Origin of the sequence: Streptosporangium lutulentum (assembly GCF_030811455.1) — a bacterium.
GTDB lineage: Bacteria > Actinomycetota > Actinomycetes > Streptosporangiales > Streptosporangiaceae > Streptosporangium > Streptosporangium lutulentum.
In genome coordinates, this window is the sequence record NZ_JAUSQU010000001.1 from 8,026,379 (window position 1) to 8,038,923 (window position 12,545).

The following is a 12,545-nucleotide window of genomic DNA, read 5'->3' on the forward strand; positions in this document are numbered from 1 at the left end:
GGGCAGGGGCGCGCGTTCTTAAGGCATGGACGGTGAAATCTTGCGGCTGGCGGAGCGGGCACCCCGGGTGTCCGCTCCGCCGGCAGTTTCCCCCGACGCCGGGCTGGTCGCGTTCTACCGCGACCACCGGCTCAACCTTGTCCGGCTCGCCGTGCTGCTCGTCGGTGACAGGGAGACGGCCGAAGACGTCGTGCAGGACGTGTTCGCCCGGCTGCACGGGAAGTGGCGGCCGGGGGTCACGACCCTCGCCTATGTCAGGACCTGTGTGCTCAACGGCTCCCGGTCGATACTGCGCCGCCGGGCGGTGGCGCTGCGCCGGGTCGAGCGGGTCACGGAGTCGGTCGACTCGGCGGAGACCGCCGCACTGATCGGCGAGTCACGGCGAGAGGTGCTGCTCGCGCTGGGCCGGCTGCCGCGACGCCAGCGGGAGGCCCTGGTGCTGCGCTACTACCTCGATCTGTCCGACGCGGAGACCTCCGAGATCATGCGTGTGGGAGAGAGCACCGTCAGGTCCACGACAGCCCGAGCCCTGGCCAGGCTCCACCGCGAGCTGGGAGACACCGTATGAGCATCATCGAGGACCGGCTCCGAGAGGCCATGGCGGCCCGTGCGGAAGCCGTACCCGACGACGACCGGCCCCTGCCCGCGCCACGGGTTCGCCGTGCCGGGTGGACGACCCCGGTCGCGATCGCCGCGGCGGTCCTTCTCGTCGCGGGGACGATCCTCGGGACCGTACGGCTCGGCGAACCCTCCCCGGGCTCGCCGGAGACCATCGTCGCCATGTCCATGGGCGGCACCGAGCCGTCCGACACCCCCGAGGTCAGGGTCTTCCCGTGCAAGGGAGCCGAGCCATGGCAGAACTGCGAGGGCGCGGCTACCGAGGCCGAGAAGGAGGAGATCCGGCGGATGCTCGAAGCCCGGCCCGAGGTGGAGGACGTTGTCTTCCGGGACCAGCGGACGAACTGGGAGTCCTTCCGGCGTGAGAACAAGGACAACGCCACGCTCCTCCAGGTGATAACCGTCGAGGTTATGCCGGAGTCCTTCACCGCCCGGATCAGGCCGGACGCCGACTCCCTGGCCGTGGCACGGGCCGCGGGTGAGCTACCGGGGGTGGCCAACGCGATCGACAAGGACTGCCTCTTCGGACGCCTCTCCCTCCTGTCGAGGATCGAGAGCAAACTCCCGTGGGCAGAGCCGGAGAGGCAGTGCTCATACCCGGAGCATCCGATGCCGCCGGATTCCGACTGAGGCGATGAACAGGGGGGTACGGCTCGCCGCCTCGATCGCGGGCACCTCGGCATACGGCTCGTGCCCGAGATTGTGGATCACCGCGCATCCGTGGGTAGGAAGCGTAGGGTGACCCGCAAGCCGTCCCCCAGCCTTGGAGCCACATGAGCATGATCATGGCGGTGAGCTTCACCCGCTACGGCAGGCTGTACTACCTGGATCCCGGCGAACACAGTCCCAAGGTCGGCGACAAGGTGCTGGTGCCCACCGAGGCCGGGCCTGAGGTGGCCGAGTGCGTGTGGGCGCCGCAGTGGACGAGCGAGGAGGTCGGCGGGCTGCCCGTGTGCGCCGGCATCGCGGGCGAGGAGCACCTGGCACGCGACGAGAGCAACAAGCGGATGCGCGCGGAGGCCCGTAGCGTTTCCAAACGCCTGATCAAACGCCACACGTTGCCGATGAAGGTCGTCGGCGTCGACTACATGGACGCCGACAACGTCTACACGGTCTACTTCTCCGCTCCTCACCGCGTCGACTTCCGCGCCCTCGTCCGCGACCTGGCCCGCAATCTGCGCGCCCGGGTGGAGCTGCGCCAGATCGGCCCCCGCGACGAGGCCCGCCTCCAGGGGGGCATCGGCCCATGCGGCCGTGACCTGTGCTGCGCCACCTTCCTCAAGGACTTCGAGCCCGTCTCGGTGCGCATGGCCAAGGACCAGGATCTGCCGGTCAACCCGCTGCGCATCGCGGGGGCGTGCGGGCGGCTGATGTGCTGCCTGAAGTACGAGCACCCGCTCTACCTGGACGCGCACAGCAGGATGCCTCGTGTCGGGCTGAAGGTGGACACCCCCGAGGGCTCGGGAACCGTGGTGGGGCGCAACATCCCCTCCGACTCTGTCGTGGTCCGGCTGGACGACGGCGGGCGTCGCTGCGCGTGTCCCTCCGCCTCGGTCTGCTCCCCTCGCAAGCAGCACGACACGATGTACGGCGACGCGGTGGCGGCCGCCGAGGGCGGTCCCGCGGGATAGCCGCCCGTCGGTCACCGGTGGCCGCGGGCGGGCATCTGTTCGGCTCACGTGCGCGATGGCGGATACCCGCTTACGGTCCCGGTGGCCCATGGAGCTCCGCTTCCGTGGCGATCTCGGCTGAATTGGGTGAGGGCGGCGGGCGTAGGATGTTATCGATATGCGATTGGTCAATCACTCTGCGCGCCCCGGCTTTCACGCCGGATGGGTGTGCGACCTGACTTACGGAGCGGACAAGGCGTGAGATTCCGTACGGCTGCCCTATGCGCGGCGGTGGTCCTGCTCGCGAGTGCCTGCACCGGAACCACCGAGAAGAAGTCGGCGCTCGACTGGTCGGACTGCGGTGACGGTTTCGAGTGCGCGAAGCTCGCGGTCCCTCTCGATCACCAGAAGCCCACCGGTGAGAAGATCGAGATCAGTGTGATCCGGCTCCCGGCCTCGGGCGAGAAGATCGGTTCCATCCTCGTCAATCCCGGCGGGCCGGGCGCCTCCGGAATCCAGTACGCCCGCGGCGCGGACTCGGCGCTGAGCAAGGCCGTACGGGAACGTTTCGACGTGGTGGGGTTCGATCCGCGCGGGGTCGGTGATTCCACGCCCGTCCGGTGCCTGTCATCGGGTGACCTCGACACCTACGTCGGCCTCGACAGCACGCCCGACTCGCCCGACGAGGTCACGGTGCTGGAGGAGAGCTCGCGGCGATTCGCCTCCGGGTGCCAGGCTCGTTCGGGCGATCTTCTCGCGCACGTCGGCACGGCCGACGCGGCCCGGGACATGGACCTGCTACGCGCCGCCGTCGGGGACTCCCGCCTCACCTATCTCGGCAAGTCGTACGGCACGCAGCTGGGCGCCGTCTACGCCGACCTCTTCCCCGACCACGTCCGCGCGCTCGTCCTGGACGGCGCGGTGGATCCCTCGCTCCCCCCGCTGGAGCTGAACGCCGCCCAGGCTCGCGGTTTCGAGGTCGCACTCGACGCGTTCCTCGAAGACTGTTTCACGGCCCAGGACTGCCCCTTCGAGGGCCCGGTCGCCTTGGCCCGTGCGGAGATCACCAGCCTGCTTCGCCGTGCGGACACGACCCCCCTGTCCAACGCGATGGGGGACGGCCGCCCGGTCGGCGAGGGCTGGACGGCTCTCGGCCTGCTCACCCCGCTCTACGACCGGCAGGCCTGGCCGATCCTCCGCCAGGCACTCGGTCAGGCCCTGAAGGGGGACGGGACCACGCTCCTGCGCATGGCCGACCTGCTGGTCGACCGCCGGGAGGACGGCGGATACACCAATCAGACCGAGGCCAACATGGCCATCAACTGCATCGACGCCAACTATCCCCGTGATCCGGAGGACTTCGCCGCGGCGGCTCAAAAGTCGGTCAAGGAGGCTCCGATGTTCGGCTCGTACGTCATGTGGGGCTCGCTGCCCTGCGCCTACTGGCCGGTCAAGGGAGAGTCGAAGGAGAAGATCGACGCGCCGGGGGCACCGCCCATCATGGTCGTCGGCACCGAACGCGATCCGGCGACGCCGTACGAATGGTCCGAGGCGCTCGCCTCCCAGCTCTCCTCGGGCGTTCTGGTGGGGTTCGACGGCGACGGCCATACCGCCTACCTGACCGGCTCCGCGTGTGTGGATCGCCTGGTGGACGACTATCTGATCGATCTGGCGGTTCCCAAGGACGGAACCAGCTGCCCCAAGATCGGCTGATTACGAGGCGCGGAGAACGCCCTGGAACCTGTAGACTGCCGTAGGCCATGCGAAACCTGCGTGGCACGCCGCCTTAGCTCAGTCGGCCAGAGCACTTCACTCGTAATGAAGGGGTCTGGGGTTCGATTCCCCAAGGCGGCTCCAGGTCAGAGGCCCTCACCGGGTTCCGGTGGGGGCCTCTCTCAATCTTCAGTCGATGCTTGACGGATCAGTCTCGGTTGACGCTTTCCACCCGGCCTGGATCCTGTAGTCGATGTGGCCGCTTGCCCGCAGCCGGTCGACCTCCTTCGTCGGGCTTTCACCGGAGGACGTGGCGAGATTCTGTCCGCCCGGCAGTACCGGCGAGGTTCGGTCGTCCCGCTGGATGACTGTCCCCTGAACCGCGGAGCCCCCAAGGCGGGGCTTAATGATCGCCTTGGCCGGTCTTGAGCAGGTCGAGGACTTTACGGCGGAACTCGGGGCATCCCATCGACTCCAAAAACCCGGGGCACATCACAGGTATCAGAACCATGGATGCGGGACCTCGTCTGAGTCGGCGACGAGGAGCGCCCTGTCTGACCACGTTGCTCCCTATGGGGTTTTGATCACTTCGATGTTCCGATCAGCTCGGCCAGGCCGAACCCATGACGCGCTCGACCATGCCGACGTGACGGAAACCGGGAATGAAGTGCACCAATACGTTCGCACTGATGGTGCCGTAGGTGGTGTCCGGGCGGTCTCGGGTTCCCTCGAGAAGGGCCTGCAGGAACCTGTTCTTGAAGTCGCCGCGCGGATGAACAGCGATGATCTCGTCCACCAGGCCACGATCCAGCTTGTCCAAGCCCACGCCCAGCACGTCGGTCAGCACGCCGTGGTACGTGGCGGCGATCTCCGAGCCCATCCGGCCGGGAATCCCCGGCGTGCTGTGCAGCGCGATCGCTTCCCAGACCACGTCGGCGGCCGTGGCCGGAAAACCGCGGTCGAGCAGGAACTTGCGTGCATGGTCGGCGCCATCGAGCTCGAAGCGCTGCTCCACCTCGGAGAAGGGTGTCAGCAGGCCGAGGTCGTGGAAAACGGCGGACAGGTAAAGCAACTCCGGGTCCGGCCGCAGACCGACCTCGCGAGCGTGAAGCGCGGCGAAGAAGAAGACGCGCCGGGAGTGATGGAAGATGAGGGGGCTGGTCATCCCCCGGATGTGGCGGGTGGCCTCGGCGACCGCCGCCGTTTCGGGAACCTCCACCCCCGCGATAATTTCGGTCATGAGCTGGGCCCTTTCCGGTCTCGGCGTTGCGAGTGGACGGTGCGTCCGTCTGCATCAGAAGGCTGTGGGTTCGAGTTCTCTCGGCCGCGCACAGGCGAAAGGCCCACCACCAGGGGAACCCTGGAGTTCGCCCGCCTGTTCTCCGAGCCCTGATACGGCCTCAGGCCGTGGATTCGACTCGGACGGGGTGGGACAGCACCGGGTGATAGCAGTAGCCCAGGTCGTTCCATGGGACGGTGTCGGGCTGGGTATGACCCTGGTCGTCGGTGGCGCGTACCCGGATGATGTGATCGCCGGGCTCGGGATCCCAGCCGAACTGCCAGCGCACCCACGCGCCCGGTATCTCCGGCGGAGCCAGGGACGCCTTCTGCCAGGAACCCTCGTCGATGCGGTATTCGACCGCCGTGACCCGGTTCTCTCCCGCGAACGCACGCCCCCGGATGACATGCGGTACCGGCCGCAGCCGTGCCGGCCAGGGCAGTTCCACCAGGCTCGACACTGGTATGCCGGTGATCGGCATACCGAGTGAGGGCGCCTGCGCAGGGTAGTCCGGACCGATCAGTACGTAGTCTTCGGTGTTCCACGGAACGTGCAGCGGATGTTCGGAGACTTCGATCCGGCCCACCCACTTGATGCTGGCGGCACCGAGCCATCCGGACACCACGACCCGAGCCGGGTACCCATGATCGAGCGGCAGCGTCTCGCCGTTCATGGCCAGCGCGAGCAGGGTGTCGTCGGCAAGCGCCTTGGCCAGCGGCATGGGCCGGCGGGCCCGGATCTCATCGAGCGCTTCGGGCATGACCTCACGGGCTCTCGGGGTGATCCCCGCCGGTTCGAGCAGGTCGCGCAACCGGACGCCGGTCCATTCGGCGGTGCTGATCGCGCCGCGGCCCCACTGGGTTCCCTCGAACTTGCGTTTGTACTCCTCGCCGAACAGCACACGGCGGTTACCGGCGCACTCGATCGTTCGGACCACTGAGATCAGCGGAAAGTGATCCCACAAATCGGCGTAGGTGTAGGTGATCGGCTCGCGTACCCCACTTCCTTCGATGTGGAGCGACCATCTCGCCGCGTCCAGATGGGGGGTCGGTGCGTGGCTGCGAAGGAAGAAACGGTCGATCGGGGTGATGTAGCCAGGCGTGCGGTCCGGCCGGATCCCGTAGTCCAGACCGGTCCCGGCGTCCTCCATAAGCTCGGGGGGAGTCGGCTTGACGACTTTTTGTTCTGTGACCCCTCCAGGTGAGGGGTGATCAGGATCGCTTCCGTGTAGGGGACCACTCAAGGCGCATCGCCTCCCACGACTGGCTTGAGCCTCTTCCCGAGGCCCCCACCTGGCATAACCTCTTTATCATCGTGTCATAGCGGATTACGGCTTGCCCTGAACGGGTCGCAAAGAGGGCCCAATCGATTGGACGGGGTGCCCGATCGGTGAACGAGTCGTCCATCGCAGCCGGCGATCTCCGGGTTCGCGAGCACCCGGCCAACGAGCGCACTTACCTCGCCTGGCGGCGGACGAACTCGGCCGTGACGGCCCTCGGCCTGGGAGCGGCGATGTTCGGCTCACACAACGAGGTCTACGCATTTGCCGCAGGCGGCGTACTCGTACGCGCGGCAATCGCCGGCTTCGGCTACGCCACCGTCCGTTACTGCGCTTCGGATCCCCTTGCCGTCGGATGACGGGGCAGGTCGCCCGGCCGGGTGCTGTGTACAACAGCGGAATACAGCAACAGACCTCACGCCACCGATCCGTACCTGCCACGTGACCAGGGCGAGGAGCCGTCCACGTCATGACCGGCTCCCGTTTGCAATCAGGCGCTCAATGTGTCGTTTAGCCCCATGTCCACGGATGCGTGGTCGCGAGTCGGCCTGGCCGAAAGAGCCGGCAGGGGTGACACGCCGTGCTTGTGTATCGTGCGCGTCATGACTGCCGGTCAGCACCCGCTCCTGGTGGACGTGTTTCCCGACCTCGTCGCTGACATCGTCGTTCTGCTGCATGCCGAGGACGAGGACGACTCCCTGGCGGACACAGTCGAAACCCTGCTCTTCCATGGCGTATGCACCTGTACCGCTACCTGCACCAACCTCTTGACCGCTCCGCCGGGTTCGTCGGGTTCCTGGATGGTGCAGCTGGAGCGTAATGGTGAGGACGTCATCTGGCTGAGCTTGGATCCCAGCGCGACGGCCATCACCGACATCGAGGTCCTCGACGGACGTGACCTTGGCCCCGCGAGCCGCCGGCCTGCGTAATCACCGAAGCTGCTCAGATCGGCACGCCAGATGATCAGTGACGGATGTCGAAATCAGGAGACATCGAGGTAGCCGCCGGTGAGCTGAGCAATCCGTATGGCAGCGTCAAGATGTGCGGCCCGATGGAGAAGGTCCACAAGGAGGGGCACCCTGAACGGTCGAGAACCGATCTGGTACATGATGATCTCTTCGTCAGGCACCATCTCCACCCAGTGGATCGAGAGTGACCTCAGCTCCTCTGAGAACGCCGCCAGTTCCTCATGTTTGACCAGCAGTTCTTCGTGGCGCAGGCGAGCGAGGATGGGAAGTTTGATGAGCTGTGCCTGTTTCAGCCAGTAGTGAATGATCGTGCTGTTGCTGCCGAGAGCCGCCTCGTAGAGTTCTCGCGGCTCATCAGACCCATCATCGGGCCCGTAGGCGGAGACGGAGTATGACACCTTGCCGAGGGTACCGACCCCTGATTCTCCGCCGATCTTGCTAACACAAACGCTGACAACGGGCCTGGACGACGATGAGCGCTTCCACGCGAGCCGGGTCCTTTCGCCGGCTCGCCGTCCGTAAGGTCGAGGATTCCGCCGACGGGCTTACCGCTCCCCGCCGTCGCACATCGCCGCTCGTTCCGGCGCAAGCCGATGAGTGCCGCCGCGTTGATGCCGCCGACATCCTCGGCGAGGAGATCACAAGCGGGGGGAACAGCCGGGGTGGGTTCCGCAGCCGGAGTTCGGCTCCGAACACGCTGGGGCGCTTGATCGTTCCTGCCGCGGTGGCCATGGCGTCGCGACCGGTCGTCACCCCGGCGAAGGATGCCCACCTGGTCAGGGCTACACGGCCCGTGGCTCCGCCACCGGCTCTGGAACGTTGCGATCAGCCACCCGCTAGGCGTCCGGCCCGGGCGCCGTCGCGGGCTTGTCGGGCACGACGACGAGGCTGACGATGCGACGGGTGCGGCCGTCGTTCTCAGGGCGGCCGACTCGTGCGACGACCGTGCTCTCGATCTCCTCGATCATCGCGGCGAACTCGTCGTCGGTCAGCCATACCGCCGCCTGCCGGTAGACCACGCCGTCCGAGAGGGGATCGGCGTCCTCGCCGGCGAGGTAGCGATCGAAATCCGTCATCAACGACGCCACGAACGTGGTGAACGACCGTTGGTGGTCCTTCCGCGTCATCGCCGCCCGCGCCGCGGGGTCGACCACCGCCTGCTCCGGGCGCACCCGGTAGCTGCGCTCCATCGTGCCGCGCACCCGTTTCTCGCCCACCACCTCCAGCACGCCCGCGTCGGTCAGGACGGCGATGTGCCGGTACATCGTCGCCGGTGCGATGTCGGGCAGGCGGTCACGCAGCTGCGCGGTGGTCATCGGATCGGCGTCGAACAGCGCCTGCAGGATACGCATCCTGACGGGATGCAGGAGGAGGTCCGCGGTTGCCATGAATCAATGTTCTCATATGAGATAAGGTTCTCAATTATGATAACGTTCTCAAAGTTGAGAACGATGGGAGGTGGGACATGCGGGATGTCGACATGTCGGTCACCGCGGACGACGGACTGTCGCTGGCCGGCACGCTGACCCTGCCTGCGGGCCCCGGCCCGCACCCGGCCGTCCTGCTGCTGCACGGATCCGGGCGGCTGGACCGCGACGCCAACACCGGCAGGCTTCGCATGGAGCTCGGACCGCCACTGGCCGCCGCGCTCGCGAAGGACGGGATCGCCACGCTGCGTTATGACCGGCGCGGCGTCGGAGCCACCTCCGGTGACTGGCGCGCGACCGGGTTCGCCGACAACCGGCACGACGCCGCCGCCGCACTGCGCGCCCTGGCCGGACGGCCCGACGTTCGGGCAGACGCCGTCGGCGTGGTCGGGCACAGCGAGGGCGCCGTCCACGCCATGTCCCTCGGCGCGCACCCGCAGGTCGGAGCGGTGGTGCTGCTGGCCGGGTTCGCCCGACTGGGTGAGGACGCGCTGCGCTGGCAGGCCAGGATGATCGCCCGCGATCTTCCCGCGCCCGTGCGGCCGCTGCTGCCGGCGTTGCGAGCCCTGGCCGTCCGGCAACTGGCTCGGATCAGGACAACCAGCACGGATGTGGCACGCGTCGCCGGGATGCCGGTGAACGCCCGGTGGATGCGGGAGATGCTCGACCACGATCCGCGTCCGGACCTGGCGAACATCAAGGTCCCCGTCCTGGCGATCACCGGCGACAAGGACATCCAGGTCGACCCCGCGGACCTGGACGAGATCCGCAGGCTGGTGCCCGGAGGGGTCGAGGTCCACCGGATCCCGGACCTCACCCACCTGTTGCGTCGTGATCCCGGTCGTCCGTCGGTGCGCTCCTATCCCCGGCTGCTGCGCCGGCCGGTCGACAACGACCTGCTGGCGCAGGTGGCCGGCTGGCTCGCCCACCGGCTCCAGGAGATTCGCCCCGCGGAGCGGATGGATTACCCCTGATGGGATGGAGAAGCCCGTAGCGGCCATTCCCACCGGTCGGATGTCGACCGGGCACCGCGTCTGATCAGCGCACTTGTGTCCGCTGCTCTCGGCTCACCGCCGTCGGCGCCGTTCCGCGTCGACTGCCGAGGACGTTTCAGTTTCCGCTCGTCCCCGCGGCAGGAATCGGAGATTCCTTCCCGCGATACCCGTGAAAGGGAAACAGCGTGACCACCACACCCCCCGTTCGCCAGAAAAACGGCCTTGCCCTTTTTTGGGCTGTCACGTTCGCGACGAGCTGGGCTTTCTGGCTTACCGCGATCACACTCGGTGGATCGGCGATGAGTTTCCCCACCGTCGTTCCCCATCTGCTCGCCGGCTTCGGCCCGATGATCGGCGCGATCGTGATCCGAGCGCGCCGCGCCCGCCTCCGCCAGCCCGTCCCCGCTCACACGGTGAGACTCCGGCTGAGCATGCGGCTGTTCTGGGTGCCGCCCCTGCTGGTGACGGCGTCGGCGACCGTGCTGGTGGCCGCGCTGCTCGCACACCTCCTGGGTGGTCCCATGGTGAGCCTGACCTCGGCGCAGAGCCTGATCTCGACCGTCGGCGGACCTGTGCCGTTCCTCATCAGCATGCTGGTCGCCGGCCCGCTGTCCGAGGAGCCCGGTTGGCGTGGCACGGCATATCCACGCCTTCGCGCGTCGTTGAGCCGCCTTCAGGCCGGCCTGCTGCTGGGTGTCGTCTGGGCGGTATGGCATCTGCCGCTGTTCTTCATCCCCGGGACCATCCAGGCCGGATTCGGGCTGTTCAGCTGGAGTGGGCTGCTGTTCACGCTCAGCGTCGTCCCGATGGCGCTGCTGACCGGTTACGCCTACGAGCGTGCCGGGGTCGTGGCGGCGATCGCGGTTCACTTCGGCTTCAACACGACAATGGCCCTGTTGGGCGTCAGTTCGCCCATCACGCTGGCGGTCGTCGTGGCGGTGCAGATCGTTGTCGCGACCACGCTGCTCGCCTGGCGGCGCGATCGCAAGACGGACCTGCCGGTTCAGGCGGACGCTCACCAGGTTGTCCCCGACTCGTCGCCTCGGGTCGGTCAGACCCGAGGTTGATCGGTCCGAGCGGCGAACGGCGCGCCGTTCGCCGTAAGGCCAGAGGTGCCGATCATGTTGTGCTCCTGTTCAGGACCGGCCGGACGGGGGAAGGGCGGTGCCCGACGGTATCCGGCCTCCGGGGTTGAGGGATCGCTCAGTTGCGTCTTCTGACGGCCTCGGCGCCGGGCATCCAAGGGTGTCCTCTCATATGCCACTCACCGGTTCGTGGTTTGTCGGTTTTTTGCCCCGTCAAATGTCGGTTGGGATCCTACGATCTGTCGGTTTTTTATCCCGCCAAATGTCGGTTGGTCTCTATGCTGGTTTGATCGTCGTAGGGGGAGGTTGCCATGTCCGAGTTGGTTTCACGTCGTGTAACCGGTCACGCCGAGGAATTCCTCGATGCCTTCAGGGTGGTGATCGTCAACGGACCGCGGCAGTCGGGCAAGACAACTTTGCTTCAGCAGCTGAACGAAGGAAGAGACGGCACCTACCTCACGTTGGACGACGGTCCGTTGAGATCGGCGGCGCAGGCCGATCCTGCCGCCTTCATCGCCGACGGACCACGTCCGATGATGATCGACGAGATTCAGCGTGGGGGAGACGATCTGATCTTGGCGATCAAAGCGGCGGTCGACCGGCAGGCCGAACGAGGACAGTTCGTCCTGGCGGGTTCCACGAGGTTTCTGTCCACGCCGTCGTTGAGTGAGTCGCTTGCCGGGCGCGCGGGAATCCTTGAGGTCTGGCCCTTCGCCCAGGAGGAGCTTGCCGGAACGGGCGAATCCTTTCTCGTGACAGCCTTCAACGAGCCCGAAGCGTTGCGCTCCTCATCGCTCAGTGACTACGGCCGCAGGGACTACTTCGAACTGGTCTGCCGAGGCTTCTATCCGGAGGCGGTGACGATGAGGTCGGAGTTCACCCGCGACAGGTGGTATCGGACCTATGTTCAGTCGGTCATCGACACCGACATCAGGGAGATGGCGAGGGTTGATGAGCCGAGCAGTCTCCGGCAACTGCTCAACCTCGCCGCGGCGAGTACGGGGCAAGAGCCGAACATGGTCAAGATCGGTAGTGATCTTCAGCTCCATCGGAGTACGGTCAACCGCTACATAGGCCTTTTGGAGACCGTCTTCCTGATCCGGCAGATTCCGGCGTGGTCCCGGAACCTTGTGGCCCGATCGGTTCGCCGACCCAAGCTCCATGTCACCGATACCGGCCTCGCAGCTCATCTGATCGGTGTTGACGCGGACGGTCTGGCTGCCAGGGTCTCGCCCGCACGAGGCCCTCTCATCGAGTCGTTCATCGTCAATGAGATCGCGAAGCAGGCGACATGGGTGCCGTTCAGAGTCGGACTCCATCACTGGAGGATCAGCCAGGGTGCTGAGGTCGATCTCGTCCTTGAACGAAACAACGGACGGATTGTCGGTGTGGAGGCCAAAGCCACCGACTCTGTCAACCAGGACGATTTCAAGGGCCTCATAGCTCTACGTGACAGTCTGGGCGAGGACTTCGTTCACGGGTTCGTTTTCTACACCGGTGTACGGTCGCTGTCGTTCGGAGATCGGCTGACAGCGTTGCCCCTCAGCGCTCTCTGGGACAGGTAGTCCTCT

General features: G+C 66.6%; 13 protein-coding genes and 1 tRNA gene. 10 read left to right on the forward strand and 4 right to left on the reverse strand.

The window, feature by feature from the left end; genetic code table 11:
- The first annotated feature begins 25 nt into the window (after nucleotides 1-25).
- The 5 genes from J2853_RS36145 (at nucleotide 26) to J2853_RS36165 (ending at nucleotide 4,085) form a co-directional block, all read left to right on the forward strand.
- Entirely contained in the window at nucleotides 26-568 is a 543-nt protein-coding gene (locus tag J2853_RS36145; RefSeq protein WP_307565286.1) for a sigma-70 family RNA polymerase sigma factor, read from the forward strand.
- The gene (locus J2853_RS36150) at nucleotides 565-1,248 is read left to right on the forward strand and encodes a permease-like cell division protein FtsX (protein ID WP_307565288.1); all 684 of its coding nucleotides are present in this window, start codon (nucleotides 565-567) and stop codon (nucleotides 1,246-1,248) included. The genes J2853_RS36145 and J2853_RS36150 overlap by 4 nt, the downstream gene beginning before the upstream one ends.
- Nucleotides 1,249-1,397: 149 nt before the next feature.
- Entirely contained in the window at nucleotides 1,398-2,249 is an 852-nt protein-coding gene (locus J2853_RS36155; RefSeq protein WP_307568935.1) for a PSP1 domain-containing protein, read from the forward strand.
- A 201-nt stretch (nucleotides 2,250-2,450) separates the two neighbouring features.
- The gene (locus J2853_RS36160; protein ID WP_370879478.1) at nucleotides 2,451-3,941 is read left to right on the forward strand and encodes an alpha/beta hydrolase; all 1,491 of its coding nucleotides are present in this window, start codon (nucleotides 2,451-2,453) and stop codon (nucleotides 3,939-3,941) included.
- A gap of 67 nt (nucleotides 3,942-4,008) precedes the next feature.
- Nucleotides 4,009-4,085 (forward strand) — tRNA-Thr (locus J2853_RS36165).
- A 457-nt stretch (nucleotides 4,086-4,542) separates the two neighbouring features.
- Here J2853_RS36165 and J2853_RS36170 read toward each other — a convergent pair.
- Together J2853_RS36170 and J2853_RS36175 are read right to left on the reverse strand one after the other, a co-directional pair.
- The gene (locus J2853_RS36170; RefSeq protein ID WP_307565292.1) at nucleotides 4,543-5,181 is read right to left on the reverse strand and encodes an HD domain-containing protein; all 639 of its coding nucleotides are present in this window, start codon (nucleotides 5,179-5,181) and stop codon (nucleotides 4,543-4,545) included.
- A gap of 160 nt (nucleotides 5,182-5,341) precedes the next feature.
- Entirely contained in the window at nucleotides 5,342-6,370 is a 1,029-nt protein-coding gene (locus tag J2853_RS36175) for a sulfite oxidase (protein ID WP_307565294.1), read from the reverse strand.
- Between the two features lie 239 nt (nucleotides 6,371-6,609).
- Between J2853_RS36175 and J2853_RS36180 the strand changes: the two genes are divergently transcribed.
- Both J2853_RS36180 and J2853_RS36185 read left to right on the forward strand, forming a co-directional pair.
- Nucleotides 6,610-6,858 (forward strand): DUF202 domain-containing protein, encoded by a 249-nt coding sequence (locus J2853_RS36180; protein WP_307565296.1) that lies wholly within the window; start codon nucleotides 6,610-6,612, stop codon nucleotides 6,856-6,858.
- A gap of 243 nt (nucleotides 6,859-7,101) precedes the next feature.
- Entirely contained in the window at nucleotides 7,102-7,428 is a 327-nt protein-coding gene (locus J2853_RS36185; RefSeq protein WP_307565297.1) for a hypothetical protein, read from the forward strand.
- A 53-nt stretch (nucleotides 7,429-7,481) separates the two neighbouring features.
- Here J2853_RS36185 and J2853_RS36190 read toward each other — a convergent pair whose 3' ends face one another.
- Both J2853_RS36190 and J2853_RS36195 read right to left on the reverse strand, forming a co-directional pair.
- Nucleotides 7,482-7,865, reverse strand: coding sequence for a hypothetical protein (locus J2853_RS36190; protein WP_307565298.1), 384 nt, complete (start codon nucleotides 7,863-7,865; stop codon nucleotides 7,482-7,484).
- Between the two features lie 438 nt (nucleotides 7,866-8,303).
- Nucleotides 8,304-8,855, reverse strand: a complete 552-nt coding sequence (locus tag J2853_RS36195; protein ID WP_307565299.1) for a helix-turn-helix domain-containing protein — start codon at nucleotides 8,853-8,855, stop codon at nucleotides 8,304-8,306.
- A 77-nt stretch (nucleotides 8,856-8,932) separates the two neighbouring features.
- Here J2853_RS36195 and J2853_RS36200 point away from each other — a divergent pair, with 77 nt between their 5' ends.
- The 3 genes from J2853_RS36200 (at nucleotide 8,933) to J2853_RS36210 (ending at nucleotide 12,539) form a co-directional block, all read left to right on the forward strand.
- The gene (locus J2853_RS36200; RefSeq protein WP_307565301.1) at nucleotides 8,933-9,868 is read left to right on the forward strand and encodes an alpha/beta hydrolase; all 936 of its coding nucleotides are present in this window, start codon (nucleotides 8,933-8,935) and stop codon (nucleotides 9,866-9,868) included.
- A 320-nt stretch (nucleotides 9,869-10,188) separates the two neighbouring features.
- Complete coding sequence (locus tag J2853_RS36205) at nucleotides 10,189-10,956, forward strand: CPBP family intramembrane glutamic endopeptidase (protein WP_307565303.1); 768 nt, start codon at nucleotides 10,189-10,191, stop codon at nucleotides 10,954-10,956.
- Between the two features lie 329 nt (nucleotides 10,957-11,285).
- Nucleotides 11,286-12,539, forward strand: coding sequence for an ATP-binding protein (locus tag J2853_RS36210; RefSeq protein WP_307565305.1), 1,254 nt, complete (start codon nucleotides 11,286-11,288; stop codon nucleotides 12,537-12,539).
- Nucleotides 12,540-12,545 lie beyond the last annotated feature (6 nt).

Coding starts and splice junctions, on each gene's coding strand:
- J2853_RS36185 (WP_307565297.1), top strand. CDS start 7,102: ATGACTGCCGGTCAGCACCCGCTCCTGGTGGACGTGTTTCCCGACCTC.
- J2853_RS36205 (WP_307565303.1), top strand. CDS start 10,189: ATGAGTTTCCCCACCGTCGTTCCCCATCTGCTCGCCGGCTTCGGCCCG.
- J2853_RS36210 (WP_307565305.1), top strand. CDS start 11,286: ATGTCCGAGTTGGTTTCACGTCGTGTAACCGGTCACGCCGAGGAATTC.
- J2853_RS36160 (WP_370879478.1), top strand. CDS start 2,451: ATGGGTGTGCGACCTGACTTACGGAGCGGACAAGGCGTGAGATTCCGT.
- J2853_RS36150 (WP_307565288.1), top strand. CDS start 565: ATGAGCATCATCGAGGACCGGCTCCGAGAGGCCATGGCGGCCCGTGCG.
- J2853_RS36175 (WP_307565294.1), bottom strand. CDS start 6,370: ATGGAGGACGCCGGGACCGGTCTGGACTACGGGATCCGGCCGGACCGC.
- J2853_RS36155 (WP_307568935.1), top strand. CDS start 1,398: ATGATCATGGCGGTGAGCTTCACCCGCTACGGCAGGCTGTACTACCTG.
- J2853_RS36145 (WP_307565286.1), top strand. CDS start 26: ATGGACGGTGAAATCTTGCGGCTGGCGGAGCGGGCACCCCGGGTGTCC.
- J2853_RS36195 (WP_307565299.1), bottom strand. CDS start 8,855: ATGGCAACCGCGGACCTCCTCCTGCATCCCGTCAGGATGCGTATCCTG.
- J2853_RS36200 (WP_307565301.1), top strand. CDS start 8,933: ATGCGGGATGTCGACATGTCGGTCACCGCGGACGACGGACTGTCGCTG.
- J2853_RS36170 (WP_307565292.1), bottom strand. CDS start 5,181: ATGACCGAAATTATCGCGGGGGTGGAGGTTCCCGAAACGGCGGCGGTC.